The 21,084-nt window shown below is 68.9% G+C and carries 17 protein-coding genes and 1 pseudogene; 11 read left to right on the forward strand and 7 right to left on the reverse strand.

The window, feature by feature from the left end:
- Positions 1 to 7: 7 nt before the first annotated feature.
- Together ACO2Q0_RS21270 and ACO2Q0_RS21275 are read right to left on the reverse strand one after the other, a co-directional pair.
- Positions 8 to 490, reverse strand: coding sequence for a GNAT family N-acetyltransferase (locus ACO2Q0_RS21270; RefSeq protein WP_423353525.1), 483 nt, complete (start codon positions 488 to 490; stop codon positions 8 to 10).
- Positions 487 to 1,359: an NAD(P)-dependent oxidoreductase gene (locus ACO2Q0_RS21275; RefSeq protein WP_423353526.1), complete on the reverse strand. Its 873-nt coding sequence runs from the start codon at positions 1,357 to 1,359 to the stop codon at positions 487 to 489. The genes ACO2Q0_RS21270 and ACO2Q0_RS21275 overlap by 4 nt, the downstream gene beginning before the upstream one ends.
- Before the next feature lie 86 nt (positions 1,360 to 1,445).
- Between ACO2Q0_RS21275 and ACO2Q0_RS21280 the strand changes: the two genes are divergently transcribed.
- The 6 genes and pseudogenes from ACO2Q0_RS21280 to ACO2Q0_RS21305 all read left to right on the forward strand — a co-directional run.
- Positions 1,446 to 2,351 carry a flagellar motor protein MotB gene (locus ACO2Q0_RS21280; RefSeq protein WP_423353527.1) on the forward strand — a complete coding sequence of 302 codons (906 nt, stop codon included), beginning with the start codon at positions 1,446 to 1,448 and terminating at the stop codon, positions 2,349 to 2,351.
- 78 nt (positions 2,352 to 2,429) lie between these two features.
- Positions 2,430 to 3,203: an arginyltransferase gene (locus tag ACO2Q0_RS21285; protein WP_423353528.1), complete on the forward strand. Its 774-nt coding sequence runs from the start codon at positions 2,430 to 2,432 to the stop codon at positions 3,201 to 3,203.
- 97 nt (positions 3,204 to 3,300) lie between these two features.
- Complete coding sequence (locus ACO2Q0_RS21290) at positions 3,301 to 3,972, forward strand: chromosomal replication initiator DnaA (RefSeq protein WP_423353529.1); 672 nt, start codon at positions 3,301 to 3,303, stop codon at positions 3,970 to 3,972.
- Positions 3,973 to 4,026: 54 nt separating this feature from the next.
- A complete protein-coding gene (locus tag ACO2Q0_RS21295; RefSeq protein WP_423353530.1) occupies positions 4,027 to 6,234 on the forward strand; it encodes an RNA degradosome polyphosphate kinase in 2,208 nt (735 codons plus the stop codon).
- Positions 6,215 to 7,738: a Ppx/GppA family phosphatase gene (locus ACO2Q0_RS21300; RefSeq protein ID WP_423353531.1), complete on the forward strand. Its 1,524-nt coding sequence runs from the start codon at positions 6,215 to 6,217 to the stop codon at positions 7,736 to 7,738. Before ACO2Q0_RS21295 ends, ACO2Q0_RS21300 begins: the two co-directional genes overlap by 20 nt.
- 544 nt (positions 7,739 to 8,282) lie before the next feature.
- Positions 8,283 to 8,891, forward strand: a pseudogene (locus tag ACO2Q0_RS21305) (LysE family translocator); the annotation flags it as partial.
- 28 nt (positions 8,892 to 8,919) lie between these two features.
- Here ACO2Q0_RS21305 and rnd read toward each other — a convergent pair.
- Positions 8,920 to 10,095 carry a ribonuclease D gene (gene rnd / locus ACO2Q0_RS21310; protein WP_423353532.1) on the reverse strand — a complete coding sequence of 392 codons (1,176 nt, stop codon included), beginning with the start codon at positions 10,093 to 10,095 and terminating at the stop codon, positions 8,920 to 8,922.
- 82 nt (positions 10,096 to 10,177) lie between these two features.
- Here rnd and purM point away from each other — a divergent pair, with 82 nt between their 5' ends.
- The 3 genes from purM to ACO2Q0_RS21325 all read left to right on the forward strand — a co-directional run bounded on the left by purM (position 10,178) and on the right by ACO2Q0_RS21325 (position 12,861).
- On the forward strand, positions 10,178 to 11,203 hold the full coding sequence (gene purM, locus ACO2Q0_RS21315; RefSeq protein ID WP_423353533.1) for a phosphoribosylformylglycinamidine cyclo-ligase: 1,026 nt from the start codon (positions 10,178 to 10,180) through the stop codon (positions 11,201 to 11,203).
- Between the two features lie 135 nt (positions 11,204 to 11,338).
- A complete protein-coding gene (locus tag ACO2Q0_RS21320; RefSeq protein WP_423353534.1) occupies positions 11,339 to 12,115 on the forward strand; it encodes a DUF3313 domain-containing protein in 777 nt (258 codons plus the stop codon).
- Positions 12,112 to 12,861 carry a hypothetical protein gene (locus ACO2Q0_RS21325; RefSeq protein ID WP_423353535.1) on the forward strand — a complete coding sequence of 250 codons (750 nt, stop codon included), beginning with the start codon at positions 12,112 to 12,114 and terminating at the stop codon, positions 12,859 to 12,861. The genes ACO2Q0_RS21320 and ACO2Q0_RS21325 overlap by 4 nt, the downstream gene beginning before the upstream one ends.
- On the opposite strand, the gene ACO2Q0_RS21330 is transcribed toward ACO2Q0_RS21325, so the two are convergent.
- Genes ACO2Q0_RS21330 through ACO2Q0_RS21340 form a run of 3 tightly spaced genes read right to left on the reverse strand, consistent with a single transcriptional unit; the run spans position 12,842 to position 17,513 of the window.
- On the reverse strand, positions 12,842 to 13,897 hold the full coding sequence (locus tag ACO2Q0_RS21330; RefSeq protein WP_423353536.1) for a 2-oxoacid:ferredoxin oxidoreductase subunit beta: 1,056 nt from the start codon (positions 13,895 to 13,897) through the stop codon (positions 12,842 to 12,844). The two genes, ACO2Q0_RS21325 and ACO2Q0_RS21330, sit on opposite strands and share 20 nt — an antisense overlap.
- Positions 13,894 to 15,738 carry a 2-oxoacid:acceptor oxidoreductase subunit alpha gene (locus ACO2Q0_RS21335; RefSeq protein ID WP_423353537.1) on the reverse strand — a complete coding sequence of 615 codons (1,845 nt, stop codon included), beginning with the start codon at positions 15,736 to 15,738 and terminating at the stop codon, positions 13,894 to 13,896. The genes ACO2Q0_RS21330 and ACO2Q0_RS21335 overlap by 4 nt, the downstream gene beginning before the upstream one ends.
- Positions 15,723 to 17,513 (reverse strand): FAD-dependent oxidoreductase, encoded by a 1,791-nt coding sequence (locus ACO2Q0_RS21340; protein WP_423353538.1) that lies wholly within the window; start codon positions 17,511 to 17,513, stop codon positions 15,723 to 15,725. The genes ACO2Q0_RS21335 and ACO2Q0_RS21340 overlap by 16 nt, the downstream gene beginning before the upstream one ends.
- Before the next feature lie 283 nt (positions 17,514 to 17,796).
- Between ACO2Q0_RS21340 and ACO2Q0_RS21345 the strand changes: the two genes are divergently transcribed.
- Positions 17,797 to 17,967 (forward strand): hypothetical protein, encoded by a 171-nt coding sequence (locus tag ACO2Q0_RS21345; protein WP_423353539.1) that lies wholly within the window; start codon positions 17,797 to 17,799, stop codon positions 17,965 to 17,967.
- Positions 17,968 to 18,030: 63 nt separating this feature from the next.
- Positions 18,031 to 19,044, forward strand: a complete 1,014-nt coding sequence (locus tag ACO2Q0_RS21350) for an AraC family transcriptional regulator (RefSeq protein WP_423353540.1) — start codon at positions 18,031 to 18,033, stop codon at positions 19,042 to 19,044.
- 64 nt (positions 19,045 to 19,108) lie between these two features.
- Here ACO2Q0_RS21350 and tig read toward each other — a convergent pair whose 3' ends face one another.
- A complete protein-coding gene (gene tig, locus ACO2Q0_RS21355; RefSeq protein ID WP_423353541.1) occupies positions 19,109 to 20,467 on the reverse strand; it encodes a trigger factor in 1,359 nt (452 codons plus the stop codon).
- Positions 20,468 to 21,084: the final 617 nt, after the last annotated feature.

A 21,084-nucleotide genomic window follows, 5' to 3' on the forward strand; every position in this document is an offset into this window, starting at 1 on the left:
TGATTTCTCAGGTCGAGAAGTACGCGCTCGGCTCCTCGTATCCCGGCAGGTTGATCATCTGGACGAAACGCAAGCCGATCTTCTCCAGCACCCGCTGCGAGGCGGTGTTGGTCGGCGTGGTGATGGCCGCCACCTTCGCAAGCCCCATGGTCTCCTGGGCATAGGCCAGAACCACCCGCGCCGCCTCGGTGGCGTAGCCGTGGCCTGAATGGCGCGCGAGGAACGCGTAGCCGATGTCGGGACTGTCCAGCCCCTCGCGGCCCACGACGATGCCGCACATGCCGACGGCCTCGCCTGTCGGGTCGCGGACCACGAACCAGGGGCTCTTCGAGAACCGGTCGGCGATATAGACCCGGGCGTCGTCCTGGGTGCGGACGCCGCGGTCGCCGATGTTGGCGATCCAGCCCGGATCGTTGAGCAGTTCGAGCACGAAGGCCGCGTCGGCCGCCTCGGGCGGGGACAGCGTCAGCCGCTCGGTCTTCAGGGTCATTCCGGGCGCTCCAGGCGCGTCACCAGGCTGGAGGTGTCCCAGCGATTGCCGCCCATCGCCTGCACCTCGGCGTAGAAGCGGTCGACCATCGCCGTCATCTCCAGCGTGGCCCCGTTGCGCGTCGCCTCGTCCAGCAGCAGCCCTAGGTCCTTGCGCATCCAATCGACGGCGAAGCCGAAGTCGAACTTGCCCTGCGCCATCGTCGGCCAGCGGTTGTCCATCTGCCAGGATTGGGCCGCGCCCTTGGAGATCGCCTCCAGCACGCCCTGCGGGGCCAGCCCTGCCCGCTTTGCGAAGTGCAGGCCTTCGGCCAGGCCTTGGACGACGCCCGCGATGCAGATCTGGTTGACCATCTTGGTGAGCTGGCCGGCGCCCGCCTCGCCCATCCGCCGGATCGCCTTGGCGTAGGCCGCCATGACCGGCTCGGCCTTGGCGAACGCCGCCGCATCGCCGCCGCACATGATGGTCAGCTGGCCGTTCTCGGCGCCGGCCTGGCCGCCCGACACCGGCGCGTCCACGAAGGCCCGGCCGCTCTTCGCCGCCAGCTCGGCCATCTCCCGGGCCACCACGGCCGAGGTCGTCGTGTGGTCGACGATCACCGCGCCCGGCGCCAGCGCGTCCAGCGCCTCGCCCACGACCTGCCGCACGTCGTCGTCGTTGCCGACGCACAGGAACAGAATCTCGGCCCCGGCGGCGGCCTCCGCCACCGTCGCGCCGGCCTTGCCTCCGTGCGGACCCGCGTGGGCGTCGACCCAGCGGCGGGCCTTCTCGGGACTGCGGTTGTAGACCCCAATCTCATGGCCGGCCCTGGCCAGGTGTCCCGCCATCGGGAACCCCATCACGCCGAGGCCGGCGAACGCCACCTTCATACCCACGCACTCCGTAACCTTAGCTGCATCTTAACGAGCAGCCCTCACCTTCGCCCCCGTCTAGCAGGCGGACTCAGGGGTGACCAATGTCGGTGGGCGACCAGCCGATCGTCATCAAGAAGATCAAGAAGGGCGGTGGCGGCGGCCATCACGGCGGCGCCTGGAAGGTCGCCTACGCCGACTTCGTGACCGCCATGATGGCCTTCTTCCTCCTGATGTGGCTGATCAACACCACCTCGCCGGAACAGAAGCGCGGCATCGCCGACTACTTCGCGCCCGCCAGCGTGTCCGAGACCACCTCCGGCGCCGGCGGCATCCTCGGCGGCACCGCGCTCGGCTCGGACGGTTCGAAGAACTCGGGCGCCTCGGCGGTCATCGAGGAGTTGGCCCCGGAAAGCCGCAATCCCAACGACGGCAAGAACCGCGACGCCGCGAAAGCGGAGTCCTTGGAGGCTGCGTCCACCCAGGCCCTGCGGGACGCCCTGCAGAAGCGTGAGGAAGCCGCATTCGCCTCGGCCGCCCAATCGCTCCGCCAGGCGCTGCAGGACATGCCGGAACTGGCCGAGCTTTCGAAGAACATCCTGATCGATCAGACCCCCGAGGGCCTGCGCATCCAGCTCGTCGATCAGGAAGGGCGCTCGATGTTCAACCAGGGCTCTTCCCAGCCCAACGACCGGGCCAAGCTGCTGCTGCGCGCCGTCGCCAAGGTGGTCAATCAGCTCCCCAACCGGGTCAGCGTCTATGGCCACACCAGCGCCAATACCGGCGGCTCCAAGTCGGAGGGCGACTGGTCCCTGTCGGCCGCCCGCGCGGATGCGTCGCGGCGCATCCTTCAGGGTTCCGGCGTAGTGGCCGATCGCATCTATCAGGTCTCGGGCAAGGCTACGTCGGAGCCGCTCTATCCCGACGATCCGACGCTGCCCGGCAACCGTCGCATTGCGATCGTGTTGTTGCGAGAGGCGCCGGTCCTTCCTCCGGACCCGGGGTTGTAGCGAAGCGCCTTGCGCATCGGCCCCGCATGACGCCTAATTCGTGAAGGCGCGCTTTGGTTTAGGGGCTGTCGCAAGCTCGTGACGCAGCATTTTCCGACCCGACAGCTCAGGTTCTTCCTGACGGCGCCCTCGCCGTGTCCGTACCTGCCGGAGCGTTTCGAGCGGAAAGTCTTCGCGCATCTGCCGCTTTCCGACGGCGCGACCGTCAACGACAGCCTGACCCAGGTCGGCTTCCGCCGCTCCCAGAATATCGCCTATCGACCGGCTTGCGAGGCCTGTTCGGCCTGCGTCTCGGCGCGGATCCCGGCCCGCGACTACGTCTTCTCCCGCTCCGAACGGAAGGTGCTGGCCCGCAACGAGGACATCGAGCGCCATCTCGTCGAGGCCGAGGCCACGATGGAGCAGTTCGACCTGCTCCGCCGCTACCTCCTGGCCCGCCACGCCGACGGCGGCATGGCCGAGATGACCTGGCCCGACTACGTCGCCATGGTCGAGGACACCGCCGTCCGCACCCATCTCATCGAATATCGCACCAGGTCGGCCGACGGCGGTCCGGGGGAGCTGATCGCGTGCGCCCTCGTCGACCTGATGAGCGACGGCCTGTCGCTGGTCTACAGCTTCTACGATCCGGACTTGAAGCGCCGCAGCCTGGGCTCCTTCGTCATCCTCGATCACATCGTCCAGGCCTGCCTGACGAACCTTCCGTATGTCTATCTGGGCTATTGGGTCCGCGGCTCCGAGAAGATGGACTACAAGGTGCGCTTCTCGCCCATCGAGCTGCTCAAGGCCGAGGGCTGGGCCATCATGTCGGCGCGCGACCTGCGCCCGAAGGACGAGCTGCCCGGCCTCTGAGACCTGTGAAACGCGGGCATGACGCCGCCGTCGCGGTGGCTTCCGCCCGCGGCCGCGCCTAGATTGCTCCCGTGACCTCGTATCCTGGATCCGGCCCATGGCGCGGCAGCTTCGGCTGAGCCTCGGGCGCTCCTCCGCCCATTCGCGGGACGAATTCGTCGTCGGCGCCTCCAACGCCCATGCGGCGGCGCGTCTCGACGCCTGGCCGGCGTGGCCCGGAGGGGCGCTGGCCCTGGTCGGTCCCGAAGGCTCGGGCAAGAGCCACTTGGCGCAGTCCTGGGCCGCGGGCGTCGGCGCCGCCGTCCTCGACCGCTCGGCTCCCGACCTCGCGCTGGCGCAAGGCCGTCCGGTTCTGCTCGAGGAGGTCGACCAGGGCGTCGCCGACGAAGCCTTGTTCCACCTGATCAACCTCGCCGCCCGTGACGGCGGCGGCCTGCTGCTCACCGCCCGCAGGGCGCCGGCGCTCTGGCCCGCGGCCCTTCCGGATCTGCGTTCCCGGCTGAACGCTCTCCCGGTCGCGGAGATCGAGCCGCCGGACGACGCCGTGCTCGAGGGCGTACTCCGCAAATTCTTCCGTGATCGGAATATTCGCCCGCCCGAGGAGGTCTATCCCTACCTCCTTCGCCGCATGGGCCGGTCGATCCCCGACGCTCAGGAGATCGTCCGCAGGCTGGATGAGGCCGGTGACGAAGGCTTCAGGCCAGTCACCCGCGTGCTTGCCCGCCAAATTCTGGAGGGCGATAGTCAAAATCTTGATCTTTTCGAGTGATAACTTCGGCTCGGATGCGGTTTTAACCCTGTTCTGAGCCCTGGAGCGGTCCGGATGACCCAAGTCGCGCCTTTCGCCTCGCAATCCGCGAACGACGGGGTGCGCGCCCAACATGCCTGGGACGAGGAACTCGCGACCTCTCAGGCGCGGTTCTTCAACCGAGAGCTCTCCTGGCTGGCCTTCAACCGACGGGTCCTGGCCGAGAGCATGAACCCCCGCCACCCCCTGCTGGAGCGGCTGCGGTTCCTGGCGATCAGCGCCAACAATCTCGACGAATTCTACATGGTTCGCGTGGCGGGCCTGAAGGCGCAGGTGCGCGAGCGCGTGCGCGTCCTCAGCCAGGACGGCCTGACGCCCTCGGAGCAGCTCGCCCGCGTCAACGCCGAGGCCGCCGACCTGATGGGCGACCAGCAGGTCCGCTGGCGCGAGCTGACCGCCGAACTCGCCGCCGAGGGCCTGCGCGTGGTCTCGGGGTCCGAACTGACCGAGGCCGAGCGTGCGGCGCTGGAGAACCGTTTCCTCTCCGAGCTGTTCCCGGTTCTCACGCCCCTGGCCATCGACCCGGCGCACCCGTTCCCGTTCATCCCGAACCTGGCGTTTTCGCTGGTGCTGAACCTGCGCCGGCTCTCCGACGGCCGCCGCCTGCATGCGCTGGTGCCCCTGCCCGCCCAGGTCGCCCGCTTCTGGGAGCTGCCGCACGCCAAGGGCGGCCGCAAGCGCGAGCGCCGCTACCTCTCGCTCGAAGCCATCGTCGCCCTCTTCCTCGACCACCTGTTCCCAGGCTGCGAGGTCGAGAACCAGGGCGTCTTCCGCCTGATCCGCGACAGCGACGTCGAGATCGAGGAAGAGGCCGAAGACCTGGTGCGCGAGTACGAGGCCCTGCTCAAGCAGCGGCGCATGGGCTCGGTCGTCCGGGTGGAGATCGAAGCGGCGATGCCCGAGGAGCTCCGCGCCTTCATCTGCGAGAACCTCGACGCCAACCCCGAGGATATCATCCTGATCGACGGGCTGCTGGGCCTGGACGAGCTGTCCCAGCTCATCCCGTCGGACCGTCCCGAGCTCAAGTTCAAGCCCTTCGAACCGCGCTTCCCCGAGCGGATCCGGGACCACGGGGGCGACTGCTTCGCCGCCATCCGGGAGAAGGACATCCTGGTCCACCACCCCTTCGAGAGCTTCGACGTGGTGGTCCAGTTCCTGCGCCAGGCGGCCCGCGATCCCAACGTGCTGGCCATCAAGCAGACGCTCTACCGCACCTCCAAGGACAGCCCCATCGTGGCCGCCCTGATCGAGGCCGCGGACAACGGCAAGAACGTCACCGCCGTTGTCGAGATCAAGGCCCGCTTCGACGAGGAGGCCAATCTCAAGTGGGCCCGCGACCTGGAGCGCGCCGGCGTCCACGTCGTCTTCGGCTTCATCGAGTACAAGACCCACGCCAAGCTCTCGACGGTCGTCCGCCGCGAGGGCGAGGCGCTTCGCACCTACTGCCACTTCGGGACCGGCAACTACCACCCGATCACGGCCCGGATCTACACCGACCTCAGCCTCTTCACGACCGACGGCGCCCTCGGCCGCGACTCCGCGCGCCTGTTTAACTTCGTCACCGGCTACGCCCAGCCCGAGAGCCTGGAGAAGCTGTCCTTCTCGCCCATCACCATGAAGCGCGACCTCCTGCGCTTCATCGGCCAGGAAGCGGAGAACGCCCGCGCCGGGCTGCCGGCCGCCATCTGGGCCAAGCTGAACGCCCTGGTCGACGCCGAAGTGATCGACGCGCTCTACGCCGCCAGCCAGGCGGGCGTCGCCATCGACCTGGTGGTCCGCGGCATCTGCTGCCTGCGCCCGGGGGTGCCGGGGCTGTCGGAGAACATCCGGGTGAAGTCCATCGTCGGCCGCTTCCTCGAACACGCGCGCATCGTCGCCTTCGCCAACGGCCACGCCATGCCGTCGGCCCAGTCGCGGGTGTTCATCTCCTCGGCCGACTGGATGCCGCGCAATCTCGAACGCCGCGTCGAATGCCTGACCCCGATCGAGAACCCGACGGTGCATCAGCAGGTTCTCCAGCAGATCATGCTGGCCAACCTGAAGGACGAAGCCCAGAGCTGGACCTTGGACGCCGAGGGCCGCTATAGGCGGGAGCCGTCCTGGGACCACCCCAACGCCTTTTCCGCGCACGAGTATTTCATGACCAATCCCAGCCTCTCGGGCCGAGGCCAGCGAGTGAAGGACATGCCGCGCGCGATCGACCATGTGGCCCCGCGCGGATAAACCCCGTTCCGAACGCGTCGAGCCGCGCCCCGAGGGCCGGCAGGCCGCCGTCATCGACGTCGGCTCCAACTCCGTGCGCCTCGTCATCTATCGCGTCGACGGCCGCGCGCTGTGGACCGTCTACAACGAGAAGGTCGTCGCCGGCCTGGGCAAGGACCTGCCCGCCACCGGTCGCCTGAGCCCCGAGGGCGTCGAGGCCGCCGTCGCGGCGCTGCGCCGCTTCCGCGCCGTGCTCGACGGCTGGGACGCCGCCGAGGTCACGACCGCCGCCACGGCCGCCGTCCGCGAGGCCGCCGACGGCCGCGCCTTCCTCAAGCGCGTCAAGGACGAGACGGGGCTCGAGGTCCGCATCCTCTCCGGCGAGGAGGAGGCCCATTACGCCGCCCTGGGCGTCATCGCCGGCGATCCGCAGGCCAAGGGCGTGGTGGGCGACCTCGGCGGGTCCAGCCTGGAGCTGATCCGTCTCAACGGCACGGGTCCGGTGGAGGGCGCGACCCTCCCGCTCGGCCCGTTCGCCCTGGGCGCGCCCAAGCCGCTGGATGTCGACCGCGTCCGCCGCGCCGTCGACGCCCACCTCGCGCCGCACGCCGGCCGCTTCGCCAGCCGCGAGTTCCACGCCGTCGGCGGCGCCTGGCGCAACCTCGCCCTGCTGCACATGCAGCTCGCAGACTATCCGCTGCACGTGGCCCACCAGTACGAGATGAGCCGCGCCGACGCCCTGGACGTCACCCGCTTCGTCGAGCGCCAGTCGCGCCCCTCGCTGGAGCGCATCCAGGGGCTCTCCAAGAAGCGCTTCGACACCCTGCCCTATTCCGCCCTGGTGCTGGACCAGCTCATCGAGCGCCTGGGCATCGAGCGGATCGTCATATCGGCCTACGGGGTCCGCGAAGGCATGCTGCTCGAGGCCATGCCGCCCAAGGTGCGCGTCCGCGACCCGCTGATCGAAGGCTGCGAGGCGCTCACCGCCCGCCGCGGCGTATCCCCTGACCTCGGTCCCGCGGTGGAAGCCTGGATCGGGGGCGCCTTCGAGACGCTGCCGCCGGTGTTCGGCGGCGCCCGCGACAAGGTGCTGCTATCGGCCGCCAGCCGCCTGGCCGACCTCGGGGCGCGCCTGCACCCCGACCATCGCGCCGATCTCGCCTTCGAGCAGGTGCTGCGCGCGCCGATCGCGGGCATGAACCACTGCGAGCGCGCCTTCCTGGCCTCCACCGCCTTCGCGCGACATTCCTCGGCGCCCCAGACGCCGGAGACGGCGATGATGGCCCGCCTGCTGTCGCCCGAGCGGCGCCAGCGCGCCCGCGCCCTCGGCTCGGCCATCCGCCTGGGCTGCGACCTGTCCGGCCGCAACCCGCGCCTGCTGGAGAGCTCCAGCCTCGCTTTGCGCGACGGCAAGCTGATCCTGAGCACGGTTTCCGGCTGGGAAGACATGCTGCTGGGCGAGCAGACCGCCAAGCGCGCCCAGGTCCTTGCCCAGGCGCTGAAGCTGAAGCTGGAGATGGGCTGAGGCCCATAGCAAGAGGGCGGCGCCCCGGTCGCCCGGAACACCGCCCTCTGAACCAGATCCGTTGGGGGACCTGAGCCTTCGAGGCCTGAGGCGATCTCCGCTCCGCCGGTCGCCCGGCTCGACTTCAACCGCCTCGGATGCCCGTTCCGGCCGTCGAGATTTGGGGCCGCCCCAAGGGGCTTTCCCGCCTCTTCCCGTCCGGAGGAGCCTCCTGCCCGCTCGCGCCCCGGTCACCCGGTCCGCCGCGCCGCAGTCCCTCTCGGCAAGGTCACGATCACCCAGCTTCCGCTCGGCGGCAACGGCTCGGTTAAGCGGAGCTGTGGGCAGCCTGGGAGCCGATCGGGGGACAGGCTGTGGAAAGCCTGCGGAAAGCTCGTAAAAGGCCCGAATCTTCAGGATCTTTGCAGTTATCCGCAGTCTCTTACGCCGGCGTCGGACGCCGCGTCCCGTGGGAGGCCGGCCAGCCGATATCCGCCTGTTCGTCGCATCGCAAGCGCCTATATCCCACGGCAGCGCTAGTTTCAGGCGCTCGACGGATCGCTGCATGCCCACCGACCTCTGGCTCTTCCTGACGACCCTGATCCTGGTCCTGCTGCTGCCGGGCCCGGACATGCTGCTGGTGCTCGACACGGCCGGCCGTCATGGCGCAACTCGCGGCCTCGCCGCCGCCGGTGGGCTGGCCATCGCCCGGGCGGTCCACCTGACGCTGGCGGCTCTGGGCCTCGCCGCCCTCGTCCGCGCCTCGCCGACGGCGTTCATGGTCCTGCGGCTGGTGGGCGCCGCCTACATTGTCTGGCTGGGCCTGCAGATCCTGCGCAGTCCGGACGACCCGCTGAACCATGGTCCCGACGCTGCCCGCCGGCCCGGGTCGCACCTGGCCTTCCTGCGCCGCGGCGTGCTCACCAACCTGCTGAACCCCAAGGCGCTGATCTTCTGTTCGATCCTGCTGCCGCAGTTCGTCAATCCGGACGGCTGGCCCATGTGGCGTCAGCTTGCCCTTCTGGGGGCCCTCACCGTCGGGATCTCGGCCATCTACGACACCCTGCTGTCGTTCGGCGGCGACGGCCTTGGCCGCTTCCTGCGCACGAACGCGCTGGCCCGCCGCATCCAGCGCTGGCTGTTCGGCGGGCTTCTGATGGCGTTCGGCGCCCGCCTGGCGCTCAGTCGCTGGGCCGCGACGGCTAGGCCGAGGCGGACTTGGGCGCCCGGCGCACCTCGACCACACGTACCCGCGCGCCGTCCAGCACCAGGGCGAGTTCGCCGCGCTTCAGCTTCAGGGCGTCCTCGCCGAACGCTTCGCGCCGCCAGCCCTTCAGGGCGGCGGTTTCGGCGTTGTCGTTGTTGGCGATCTGCTCCAGATCGGCGACGGTGGCGATCAGCTTGGAGGCGACGCCCGCCTCCTCCGCCCGCGCCTTCAGCAGCACCTTCAGCAGCTCCACGACCGCCCCGGCCGCGGGCGAGGCCGGCTGGCGCGCCTTCTCGATCACCGGCGCATAGGCTTCCGGATCCCTCAGCGCCTCCCGGACGGCGGCGATCAGGTCCGGCCCGAACCGCGAGCCGGAGAAGCCCTTCGGCACCGAGCGCAGCCGATCCAGTGCATCGGCGTCCGTCGGCGCCTGGGTGGCGATCTCGTCGATCGCCTCGTCCTTCAGGATCCGCCCGCGCGGCTGGTCGCGGAGTTGCGCCGTGCGCTCGCGCCAGGCCGCCACCGCGCGATAGACCGCCAGATACTTGGCCGTGTGCCGCCGGGGCCGCAGGCGCTTCCAGGCGTTGTCCGGCTCGACGTCGTAGTTCGCCGGGTCGGTCAGGTCCTCCATCTCGTCGGTAACCCAGGCGAGGCGCCCTTCCCGCTCCAGTCGCTCGCGCAGCATGGGGTAGAGCCTGGCCAGGTGGGTCACGTCGGCGAGCGCATAGGTGAGCTGGTTGTCCGACAGCGGCCGACGGGCCCAGTCCGTGAACCGGCTCGACTTGTCGAGCTCGATCTTCAGCATCTGCCGGACGAGCGCGTCATAGGCGATCTGCTCGCCGAAGCCCGCCGCCATGCCCGCCACCTGGGTGTCGAACAGCGGCCGGGGCATGGCGCCCAGGTTGTTGAAGATTTCCACGTCCTGCCGGGCGGCGTGGAACACCTTCAGGATGCTGGTGTCCTTGAGGATTTCCAGGAAGCAGGCGAGGTCCAGGCCCTCCGCCAGCGGGTCGATCGTGGCCTCCGCGTTGGGACAGGCCGCCTGGATGAGGCAGAGCTTCGGCCAGTACGTCGTCTCCCGCATGAACTCGGTGTCCACGGCGACGAAGGGCTGGCCTTTGATCTTCGCGCAGAACGCCTCGAGTTCCGCGGTGGTTGTGATCGGCGTCATCGATTAGCTATAGCCCCGCGCGCGCCCGAGTCTGCAAGTCCGCGATGCGCACGCGTCTCCAAACCACTATAGGCTTCCTTCAATGTCCGAGCGTCCGAACGGTCTCACCTACGCTCAAGCCGGGGTCGACATAGACGCAGGCAACGCGCTCGTCGAGCGGATCAAGCCGCTCGCCAAGTCGACGCGCCGCGCGGGGGCCGAGGCTTCGCTTGGCGGCTTCGGCGCGCTTTTCGACCTGAAGGCCGCCGGCTACGACGATCCGCTGCTGGTCACCACGACCGATGGCGTCGGCACCAAGCTCAAGGTGGCCATCGAGACGGGCATCCACGACACGGTCGGCGTCGACCTCGTGGGCATGTGCGTCAACGACCTGCTGGCCCAGGGCGCCGAGCCCCTGATGTTCCTGGACTACTACGCCACCGGAAAGCTCGACGTTGAGGCCGCCGCCGCCGTCGTCGCCGGCATCGCCGAAGGCTGCCGCCAGGCCGGCTGCGCCCTGGTGGGCGGCGAGACCGCCGAGATGCCCGGCATGTACGCCGAGGGCGACTACGACATGGCCGGCTTCTGCGTCGGCGCTGTCGATCGCGACAAGGTCCTGCCGCGCATGGGCGACCAGAAGGAAGGCGACATCCTCATCGGCCTCGCCTCCTCCGGCCCGCACTCCAACGGCTATTCGCTTATCCGTCGCATCGTCGAGCGCTCGGGCCTGGCCTGGGATGCGCCAGCGCCCTTCGCCGCCGGCAAGACCCTCGCCGCGGCTCTGCTGGAGCCCACCCGCATCTACATCAAGACCGTCCTGCCCCACCTGAAGGCTGGCCGGATCAAGGGCCTTGCCCACATCACCGGCGGCGGCCTCATCGAGAACCCGCCGCGTGCGATCGCCGAAGGCCTCGAGGCGAAGTTCGACTGGAGCGCCTGGACCCTGCCGCCCGTGTTCGAGTGGCTGCAGGCCGCTGGCGGCGTCTCGGAACACGAGATGCGCCGCACCTTCAACTGCGGCGTCGGCCTTGTGCTCATCGTCGATCCCCACGACCTGCCCGACGTTCTGGAAGGCCTCGTCCGCGACGGCGAGGACGCTTTCGTGGTCGGCGAACTGGCCAAGGCCTAGGGGGCTTCGGCGGGCGGTTCCCCTCTCCGGCGCGAAGCGGGAGGAAGATCGGCCCGGCGGTAGCTTCACACTACGAAATCCGCTTTCGTGCGTTGAAGGTGCATCCTTCAACCCTGGATCAACGTAGGGCCTTGCATGAAACCGTTCGTAGCCCTTCCGCTCATCGTCGCGCTGGCCGCCTGCGCCACGCCGCACAGGCCCGCCGGCTTCCTCACCAGCTATGAGGGCCTGACGCCTCGCGAGGGCACGGTGCGCGCGTCCATCCAGGAACGGCGCGACGAGGCGGCGCTCGCTGCGGTGCGCCGTGTGATCCTCGCGCCGACCATCCTGCTGCCCGACGCCAAGGCCCGGCTCGGCTGGCTCACCGAAGGCGAGCAGAAGCTGCTGCTCCGGGAGGTGGACGCCCAGCTCTGCTTCGAGATGTCCGAGCGCTACGAGCTGGTGAAGGAGACACCCGACGCCAGCGTCCGCGCAGCCGTCACCGCGGTGAAGCCGACCAACGCCGCAGGCTCCCTGGTCTCCGCCGCCGGCAGCTTCTTCATCCCGGGGCCCATCGGCGTCCGTGTGCCCGGCTCCACCGGCGGGGTCGCCGCGGAGGCCGAGATGCTCAGCCTGGACGGCCGGCAGCTCGCCGCCATGACCTGGACCCGCAACGCCACGCCGATCGGCACGGACAACCCCTCGCTCAGCCGCGTGGGCGATGCGCTGCAGTTCGTCGAACCCTTCGCCGACGACGCCGCCAAGGCGCTCAGCTCCAAGGACGCCAAGTCGCGCCCGATCCCCGATCCCGACCCTTGCGCCGAGTACGGCCCGCGCATTCGCCCTGAAGGCTGGATCACCAAGTTCGCCACCGGCCTCTACATTCCGGAGACGAGCGCCGCGAAACCGGCCAAGGACGAGCCCGCGAAATGAAGGACGCGCCGCGCAAGCTTGCGGTGATCGCCGCCGTGGCCTTCGCCATCGCCGCGCCCGCCGCCCAGGCCGTCCTCGATATCGGACTCTCCGCCTCGCAGTTCGCCGACCAGGGCGACAGCACCCTGCGCGCCGCCGGCTACGCCTTTTCGATCTGGAGCCTGATCTACCTTGGCCTGATCGCCTACGCCCTGTGGCAGGCGCTGCCCCGCAACACGGGAAACCCGGCGATCAGGGCCCTGGCATGGCCGTCGGCGCTCGCCATCGCGCTCACCGGCGCCTGGATCTTCGCCTCGGCGCTCAACGAACGCTGGCTGACCGTCGCCATCATCGTGGCGGCCGCTGCGGCCATGGTCTTCGGCCTCATGCGCGCCAGCCGCGGCAAGAGCACCTTCATGGACTGGCTGCTCGTCTGGTGGCCGCTGGGCCTGCTCGGCGGCTGGCTGACCATCGCCTCGGCCGTGAACATCCTCACCGTCATGACCGCCGAGGGCCTGATCGGCTCAGGCTCGGCCCTGCTCTACGGCATGGCCGGGGTGATCGCGACCGCTGCGGTGGCGCTCTGGGTCCTGCGTCGCACCGCCGTCCTGCCCTACGGCGCGGCCGTGACCTGGGGCCTCGTCGCCGTCTGGGTCGCCGAACGGCCGGGCGAGCCCGCCCTGGCCTGGCTCGCCATGGCCTGCGCCGTGGTCGTGGGCCTTGCGGCGCTCTGGTGGGGCCGGCCGGCTACCGCAGGGAAGCGTTGATCGCGTCCAGCGCCCTCTGCCCCGGCACGAGCTCGGCCTCGCCGAGCTGGTTGAGCGGCGTTTCCACCGTTCCCACCGCATCGTGCAGGTCCCCGGCGTTCGGATCGACGAACAGCAGCCCCGTCACGATCTGTCCGCGCGCCTGCCTGGCCTGCAGGTAGCCGAGCGCCTGGGCGCGGTTGTTCGGGTTGTAGAGCTCCGCCAGCTTGTGCAGCGACAGGATCGAGCCGTCGTGCTGCTGCACGCGGACCGACTCGCCGGGCTTGTAGTCCACATGGATCGGGTCGCGAGGCGAGATCACGTCCAGCCGGTTCACCGCCTCGTTATGCTCGCGCACATAGTCGAAGCTCTTGGTGGAGCCCGGGTGGTTGTTGAACTGCACGCACGGGCTGATGCAGTCGATGAACGCCGCGCCCTTGTGCGCCAGCCCGGCCTTGATCAGCGGCACGAGCTGGGCCTTGTCGCCCGAGAACGACCGCGCCACGAACGTCGCGCCCATCTGCAGGGCCAAGCTCACCATGTCGATGCCGGCGTCGTGGTTCACCACGCCCCGCTTGGACTTCGAGCCCTTGTCCGACGTCGCCGAGAACTGCCCCTTGGTCAGGCCGTACACGCCGTTGTTCTCGACGATGTAGAGCATGTTCACGCCGCGCCGGATGGCGTGCGCGAACTGACCCAGGCCGATGGAGGCCGAGTCCCCGTCGCCCGAGACGCCCAGGTAGATCAGGTCGCGGTTCGCCAGGTTCGCGCCGGTCAGCACTGAGGGCATCCGGCCGTGGACCGTGTTGAACCCGTGGCTGTTGCCGAGGAAGTAGTCCGGCGTCTTCGACGAGCAGCCGATGCCCGACAGCTTGGCCACCCGGTGCGGCGGCAGCTCCAGCTCGAAACAGGCCTGGATGATCGAGGCCGAGATGCTGTCGTGGCCGCAGCCGGCGCACAGCGTCGAGACCGAGCCCTCGTAGTCCCGGCGCGTGTAGCCCAGACTGTTGGTCGGCAGCTTGGGGTGATGCAGTTGCGGCTTGAGGATGTAGGTCATTCGGCCGCCTCGATCTGGCCCAGGGAAAGCAGTTGGCCGATCTCGCCGGCGATGAACCGCGCGGTGATCGGCGTTCCGTCGTAGTGCAGCACCGGCACGAGCTTGGCCGGGTCCACCCCGATCTCGTTCATCAGCAGGGTGCGGAGCTGGCCGTCGCGGTTCTGCTCCACGACGAACACCCGCTCGTGCGCGGCGATGAACTCGTCTACGGCGTGAGCGAACGGGAAGCCGCGGACCCGCAGCGCATCCAGCCGCCGGCCCTGCGCCTCCAGCATCTCCAGCGCCTCGTCCATGGCGACGCTGGTCGAGCCGAAATAGATCACCCCATCCTGGGTCTTGCCCTTCGCCGGCTTCAGGATCGGCTGTGGAACAAGGGCCTTGGCGGTCTCGAACTTCCGGAGCAGCCGCTGCATGTTGTCGACATAGACCGCGCCCTCCTCGGAGTAGCGCGCATAGGGGTTCCGCGAGGTGCCCCGGGTGAAGTAGCCGCCCTTGGTCGGGTGCGTGCCGGGATAGGTGCGGAACGGGATGCCGTCGCCGTCCACCTCCTTGTAGCGGCCGAAGTCGGCGCCGGCCTCCAGCATCTCGGCCGTCATCACCTTGCCGCGGTCCAGCCTGCGCGTGTCGTCCCAGGCGAAGGGCTTGGTCAGCCACTCGTTCATGCCGATGTCGAGGTCGAGCATGACGAAGACGGTCGTCTGCAGCCGGTCGGCGAGATCGAAGGCCTGGGCCCCCATCTCGAAGCATTCGCCGGGGTCGGCCGGAAGCAGTAGCGGATGCTTGGTGTCGCCGTGCCCCGCGTAGGCCGCCGCAAGGATGTCGGCCTGCTGCGTCCGCGTCGGCATTCCGGTCGAGGGCCCGCCCCGCTGCACGTCGAAGATCACCGCCGGGATCTCCGCGAAGTAGCTGAGGCCGATGAACTCGGTCATCAGCGAGACGCCGGGCCCCGAGGTCGCCGTGAACGCCCGGCAGCCGTTCCAGCCCGCGCCCACCACCATGCCGATGGAGGCGATCTCGTCCTCGCCCTGGATGATGGCGTAGCGTGCCTTGCCCGTCTCCGGGTCGACGCGCAGGTCCTGGCAGTAGGCGGTGAACGCCTCGGCCAGCGAGGTGGACGGTGTGATCGGATACCAGGCGCAGACCGTGGCCCCGCCATAGACCGCGCCCAGCGCCGCGGCCTGGTTGCCCTCGACGTAGATCCGGTCGCCCACGGCGTCGGCGCGGCGGACCTGCAACGGCAGGGGCCTCAGGTTCTGCTTCACATAGTCGATGCCCATGTGGAGGGCCTCGACGTTCGCGCGGATCAGCTTGTCCCGGCCGGCGAAATCTTCGGCCAGCAGTCCCTCGATCGCCTCCGGCTCTATGCCAAGAAGTCCGGCCAAGGCCCCGACATAGATGATGTTCTTGAACAGCTGCCGTTCGCGGGGCAGCTCGTAGGCCTGGTTGCACATGGCCGTCAGCGGCACGCCGATGACGGTGATGTCGTCCCGGAACTTGGAGGCGGGGATCGGCCGGGTGGAGTCATAGAACAGGAACCCGCCGCTCTCGATCTCGCCCAGGTCCCGGTCCCAGGTCTGCGGATTCATGGCGACCATCACGTCGACGCCGCCTCGTCGCCCCAGGTGCCCCGCCTCGGTGATCCGCACCTCGTACCAGGTGGGCAGCCCCTGGATGTTCGACGGGAAGATGTTCCGCGCCGCCACCGGCACGCCCATCCGCAGGATGCTGCGGGCGAACAGGCCGTTGGCGCTGGCCGAACCCGAGCCGTTCACATTGGCGAACTTGACGACGAAGTCGTTCACGCGGGCCTTCGCACCCTGCCCCTTCACCGACTCCGGCATGCCGCCTCCGCCTGCGTGGTCTCCAGGTAGAACTTCTGCATGTCCCACGCCCCCGTCGGGCACCGCTCGGCGCAGAGGCCGCAGTGCAGGCAGACGTCCTCGTCCTTGACCATGATCCGGCCGGTCGCCAGCGCGCCCGAGGCGTAAAGGTCCTGGTCGAGGTTCAGCGCCGGCGCCTTCAGCCGGGTCCGCAGCTCAGGCTCCTCCACTTCCTCGGTGAAGGTGATGCAGTCCATCGGGCAGATGTCGACGCAGGCGTCGCACTCGATGCACAGCTTGTCGGTGAAGACCGTCTGCACGTCGCAGTTCAGGCAGCGCTCGGCCTCCCGCAGGGCCAGTTCGCGGTCGAAGCCCAGTTCCACCTCCAGCCGGACGTCCTGCAGCGCCTCGGCCTTCTCGCGCATGGGTACGCGGTAGCGACGGTCGTTCGAGACGTCGTTTTCGTAGCTCCACTCGTGGATGCCCATCTTCTGGCTGACCAGGCTGGCGCCCGGCGGCGGCCGCTCGGCGACGTCCAGGCCCTCGCAGAAGCGGTGGATCGACACCGCCGCCTCGTGACCGTGCGCCACCGCCCAGATGATGTTCTTGGGCCCGAAGGCCGCGTCGCCGCCGAAGAACACCTTCGGGTTGGTCGACTGCATGGTCAGCGGATCGACCTTGGGCATACCCCAGTCGTCCCAGTCGAGGCCGATGTCGCGCTCGATCCAGGGGAAGGCGTTCTCCTGCCCCACGGCGATCAGCACGTCGTCGCACGGATAGTGCTCGTCCGGCGCGCCGGCGGGGACCAGCTTGCGCCGACCCTTCTGGTCATAGACCGCCTCGACCACCTCGAAGGTCACCCCGGTCAGGCGGCCCGCCTCGTGCGTGAAGGCCTTGGGGACGCGGTAGTTGAGGATCGGGATGTCCTCGTGCATCGCGTCCTCCTTCTCCCAGGGGGACGCCTTCATCTCCTCGAAGCCGGAGCGGACGATCACCTTCACGTCCTGCCCGCCCAGACGGCGCGCCGTGCGGCAGCAGTCCATGGCGGTGTTGCCGCCGCCCAGCACGATCACGCGCCTGCCGATCGTCTCGATGTGCCCGAACGACACCGAGGCCAGCCAGTCGATGCCCAGGTGGATGTTGGCCGCGCCCTCCTGACGGCCCGGCAGGTCGAGGTCCCGGGCGCGCGGCGCGCCCGAGCCGACGAAGACCGCGTCATACCCTTCGTCCAGCAGGGCCTTCAGGCTGTCGACCCTCTGCCCCAGCCGCAGCTCCATGGGCGCGAGGCGGGTGATGAAGCCCACCTCCTCGTCGATCACCTCTTCCGGCAGGCGGAAGCGCGGGATCTGGCTGCGGATGAAGCCGCCGGCCTTGGCGTCCTGGTCGTACAGCACCAGCTCGTAGCCCAGCGGCGCGAGGTCCCGCGCCACCGTCAGCGAGGCCGGTCCTGCGCCCACCAGCGCGATCCTCCGCCCGTTCCGCGCGGCGGCGGGCTCCGGCATCCGGGCCAGCACGTCGCCCTTGTTGTCGGCAGCGACCCGCTTCAGCCGGCAGATCGCCACCGGCTCCTCCTCCACCCGGCCCCGCCGGCAGGCGGGCTCGCACGGCCGGTCGCAGGTCCGCCCGAGCACGCCCGGGAAGACGTTGGAGCGCCAGTTGATCATGTAGGCGTCGGCATAGCGGCCGTCGGCGATCAGCCGGATGTATTCGGGTACGGGCGTGTGGGCCGGACAGGCCCACTGGCAATCGACGACCTTGTGGAAGTAGTCGGGCCCCTCGGTACGCGTGCGCTGCAAAACAGGTTTCCTTCCCGCGACGCTCTACTCCCGAGGCGGCGAAGTCGAACCTGCTCGCGCAGGAATGGCTCCGCGGCTCCGGCGCGGCGTTCCTGGAGCGAAGGCTACGCCCCATCCGGGCCGCTCGCCAACCCCGTTCTGCGAATGGCGTTCGGCCAGGCTTGAGCGGCCCTGACGCGATCGTGAGGTTTTCTGGCGAGCGTGGCCGTGGCGGCGGCCAGGGGTAAATGATAGCTTAACGGCGGGAGAGAGACCCGCACGCGGGCCTTGAGGGAGACTGCCGATGGATCTGCCCACCGACCGCATTCCCGAGTCCGCGCTGGCCGCACCGGAGGTTCCGCCCGCCGTCGTGGCGCTGGCCGAGCCGGGGGCCTTCGACCGGCACCGCGAGATCAACACCCGCCGGTCCCAGCTCGAGAACCCGGAACTGCTCCGCCGCATCCGCGCGCTCTGAGCCTGCATCCAAACCGACGCCGCCGCGCCTCTATCTATCGAGGCGTTTTGGCGTGGGGTGACGATGGCCGAGTTGACGGTCGGAGCGGGGTTTGTCCGCGGCCTGCTGGACTTCGCCGTCCGCAGAGGCGCCGACCGGGCGGCGCTGGCCGCCGACGCCGGCCTTGACCCTGACATCCTGGCCGACGAAGACGCCCGCCTCCCCTTCCGGGCCTATGTCGACCTGATGCGGGCGGCCAAGGCGCTCACCGGAGATCCGGCGCTCGCGCTGCGCTACGGCCAGGACGTCGACGTCTCCGACATCTCTATCGTCGGCCTTATCGGCCAGGCCTCGGCCAATGCCCTGGAGGCCTTCGTCCAGCTCAACCGCTACGTCCCGCTGATCGTCGAGACCGAGAACGAGGGCGGCGGAGACCGTTTCCGCATGGCCATGGACGCCCGCGGCCTGTGGATCGTCGATGCCCGCCTGCATGCCGACGACTTTCCGGAGCTCACCGAGTCCGCCTTCGCCCACATCGTCTGCTCGCCACGCCGCCACGGCCATGCGCTGCCGGTGAAGGCCGTCCACCTCACCCACCCCGACCCCGGCTACGGCGACGTCTATGAAGAGGTCTTCGGCTGCCCGGCGACCTTCGGCGCCGATCGCAACGCCTTCCTGATCGATCCATCATGGCCGCAGGCGCCGGTCCAGCACCTGCCGCGCTACGCCTTCGACGTCCTCAGCGATCACGCCGAGAGCCTGCTGGCCAGTCTAGCGTCGTCGGCCACCGTCCGGGGCGTGGTCGAGAAGCACCTGGCCGAGATGCTCCACACCGGCGAGGCCTCGGTCGATGCGGTCGCCGCACGGATGGCGCTCAGCCGCCAGACCCTCTACCGCAAGCTCAAGGCCGAGGGCGTCACCTTCGAGCAGGTCCTGGACCAGCTGCGCGAGAAGCTGGCTCTGCGCTACCTCAAGGGCCGCAGGGTCTCGGTCAACGAGACGGCCTACCTCGTCGGCTTCTCCGACCCTGCCGCCTTCTCCCGCGCCTTCAAGCGCTGGACGGGGATGAGCCCCCGGGACGCCCGGAGCCTCGACTAGATGCGAAAACGGCGCCGCCTCTTCAGGCGACGCCGCTTCGAACTCTCCTCGGGATCGAAGGCGCTTAGCCCTCGTAGCCCTCCGGCAGATCGTCCTCCTTCAGGAGTTCGTCCTTGTCGACCTTCTGGTCCTGCACCTTGGCCTTCTCGATGATCAGGTCGACCACCTTGTCCTCGAAGATCGGCGCGCGGAGCTGCGCCTGGGCGTTCGGGTTCTGGCGGAACAGGTCGAAGATTTGCTGGGCTTGCGGGCCATAACGCATAGCTTCCCGGCGCATGGCCTCGGCCAGCTCCTGATCGGTCACCTGGACGTTGTTGGCGCGGCCGATCTCGGCCAGCACCAGGCCCAGGCGCACGCGGCGCTCGGCGATCTTGCGGTATTCCTTCTCGAGCTGCTCCTCGCTCTTCGAAGCGTCGTCCTCCGGCAGGTTGCCGGCGGCCTTGTCCTGCTGGACCTGGCTCCAGATCGAGGCGAACTCGGCTTCCACCATCTTCGGCGGCAGCGGGAAGTCGTGCTTGGTGTCCAATTCGTCCAGCAGCGCGCGCTTCAGCTTGAAACGGCTCGCGCCCTGGTACTGCTGCTCGAGGTTGGTCTTCAGCAGCTCCTTGAGCTTGTCGAGGTTCTCGATGCCAAGCTTCTCGGCGAAGGCGTCGTCGGCGACGGTCTCGGTCGCGGACTTGACCTCCTTCACCTTGGTCTCGAAGACCGCTTCCTTGCCGGCCAGGTTGGCGGCTTGGTAGTCGGCCGGGAAGGTCACCTTCACCTCGACGTCGCTGTCCGGCTTGGCGCCCTTCAGCTGGTCCTCGAAGCCCGGGATGAACTGGCCCGAGCCCAGCACCAGCTCCACGTCCTGGGCCGTGCCGCCCTCGAACGCCTCGCCGTCGATGCGGCCGATGAAGTCGATCACGACCATGTCGCCCTCGGCGGCCTTCACGGTCTTGCCGGTCTTGGTCTCGTAGTTCTTGTTCTGGCTGGCCAGCTCGGCGACGGCCTCGTCCACTTCCTGTTCGGTCGGCTCGTAGACCGGGCGCGTCAGCGACAGGGTGGCCGGGTCCACCGGCTCGAACTCCGGCATCAGGTCGACGGCCACTTCGAAGGCCAGGTCCGACTTGCCGTCCAGCACGCCCTGGATGTCGCCTTCCGGCTTCAGCTCGGGCTCGCCCGCCGGGCGCAGCTTGTTGTCCTCCAGCACCTTCTGGGTGGTCTCGGACAGGGTCTGCTCCAGCACCTCGCTCATGAGCTGCTTGCCGTACAGGCGCTTCACGTGCGCGGCCGGCACCTTCCCAGGGCGGAAGCCCTTCACGTTGAGGGTCGGGGCGATCTCGGCGATCCGCGCCTCCAGGCGATCGCTCAGGTCCTTCTGCGGAACCGTCACGCCATACACGCGGCTCAGGCCTTCGCCAGACTTCTCAACGATTTGCATCGACATTCTCAACTTCCGGACGGCGCGCGGAACGCACGCCTCTAGGTCCGCCTTCAGGTGGAATAGGGAGCGCCGCCGAAATCGCCCGGCGGCGCGGCGCGCCCTTATGTCATGGGCGACGCGCGGCTCCAAGAGCCTTGACGAGCGCCCTCCCGCCCGCGATTGCCAGCACCACCACATGCGGATGTGGCGGAATTGGTAGACGCACTGGATTTAGGTTCCGACCGGACTAAAAAATTACATCAGACAATCAGTTAGTTACAACTCATCAGAAATAGCGTTGTGACCAAACTTGTGTCCGCTATGCGGCCATCTCGTCCCCTCTTTGTGGTGTGGTTCGGTCAGGACCGTTCCGGTTGGCGGCGGCGTTGAAGGCGCGGTCTGGTGATTTCGGGGGTGGCAATTTAGGGTTGCCGGATTGGCCTGCCCCCGAGGGGTGATCCAGTTTCAATGTTAGTGCAGGGCGTTTGCTGACGCCACGTTTGGGGTGGGTCACGTCCACCTGAGTGGTGGAAATTGGGCTGGCCTGGCGGTGTGACGTCTCAGGCCGAGCGCGGTGTAAGTATGGGCCCTGCGGCGGGTGGAACAAGCAGGATCTGATCCTCGTCGGGGGGCTG

The sequence above is a fragment of the Phenylobacterium sp. VNQ135 genome, from assembly GCF_049445735.1.
Lineage (GTDB): Bacteria > Pseudomonadota > Alphaproteobacteria > Caulobacterales > Caulobacteraceae > Phenylobacterium.

What these genes read in the sequence shown, in the direction of transcription:
- ACO2Q0_RS21335 (WP_423353537.1), bottom strand. Translation starts at nt 15,738, where the DNA reads ATGCCGGAGTCGGTGAAGGGGCAGGGTGCGAAGGCCCGCGTGAACGAC.
- ACO2Q0_RS21330 (WP_423353536.1), bottom strand. Translation starts at nt 13,897, where the DNA reads ATGACCTACATCCTCAAGCCGCAACTGCATCACCCCAAGCTGCCGACC.
- ACO2Q0_RS21275 (WP_423353526.1), bottom strand. Translation starts at nt 1,359, where the DNA reads ATGAAGGTGGCGTTCGCCGGCCTCGGCGTGATGGGGTTCCCGATGGCG.
- ACO2Q0_RS21295 (WP_423353530.1), top strand. Translation starts at nt 4,027, where the DNA reads ATGACCCAAGTCGCGCCTTTCGCCTCGCAATCCGCGAACGACGGGGTG.
- purM (WP_423353533.1), top strand. Translation starts at nt 10,178, where the DNA reads ATGTCCGAGCGTCCGAACGGTCTCACCTACGCTCAAGCCGGGGTCGAC.
- ACO2Q0_RS21270 (WP_423353525.1), bottom strand. Translation starts at nt 490, where the DNA reads ATGACCCTGAAGACCGAGCGGCTGACGCTGTCCCCGCCCGAGGCGGCC.
- ACO2Q0_RS21350 (WP_423353540.1), top strand. Translation starts at nt 18,031, where the DNA reads ATGGCCGAGTTGACGGTCGGAGCGGGGTTTGTCCGCGGCCTGCTGGAC.
- rnd (WP_423353532.1), bottom strand. Translation starts at nt 10,095, where the DNA reads ATGACGCCGATCACAACCACCGCGGAACTCGAGGCGTTCTGCGCGAAG.
- tig (WP_423353541.1), bottom strand. Translation starts at nt 20,467, where the DNA reads ATGCAAATCGTTGAGAAGTCTGGCGAAGGCCTGAGCCGCGTGTATGGC.
- ACO2Q0_RS21320 (WP_423353534.1), top strand. Translation starts at nt 11,339, where the DNA reads ATGAAACCGTTCGTAGCCCTTCCGCTCATCGTCGCGCTGGCCGCCTGC.
- ACO2Q0_RS21300 (WP_423353531.1), top strand. Translation starts at nt 6,215, where the DNA reads ATGTGGCCCCGCGCGGATAAACCCCGTTCCGAACGCGTCGAGCCGCGC.
- ACO2Q0_RS21325 (WP_423353535.1), top strand. Translation starts at nt 12,112, where the DNA reads ATGAAGGACGCGCCGCGCAAGCTTGCGGTGATCGCCGCCGTGGCCTTC.
- ACO2Q0_RS21290 (WP_423353529.1), top strand. Translation starts at nt 3,301, where the DNA reads ATGGCGCGGCAGCTTCGGCTGAGCCTCGGGCGCTCCTCCGCCCATTCG.
- ACO2Q0_RS21280 (WP_423353527.1), top strand. Translation starts at nt 1,446, where the DNA reads ATGTCGGTGGGCGACCAGCCGATCGTCATCAAGAAGATCAAGAAGGGC.
- ACO2Q0_RS21345 (WP_423353539.1), top strand. Translation starts at nt 17,797, where the DNA reads ATGGATCTGCCCACCGACCGCATTCCCGAGTCCGCGCTGGCCGCACCG.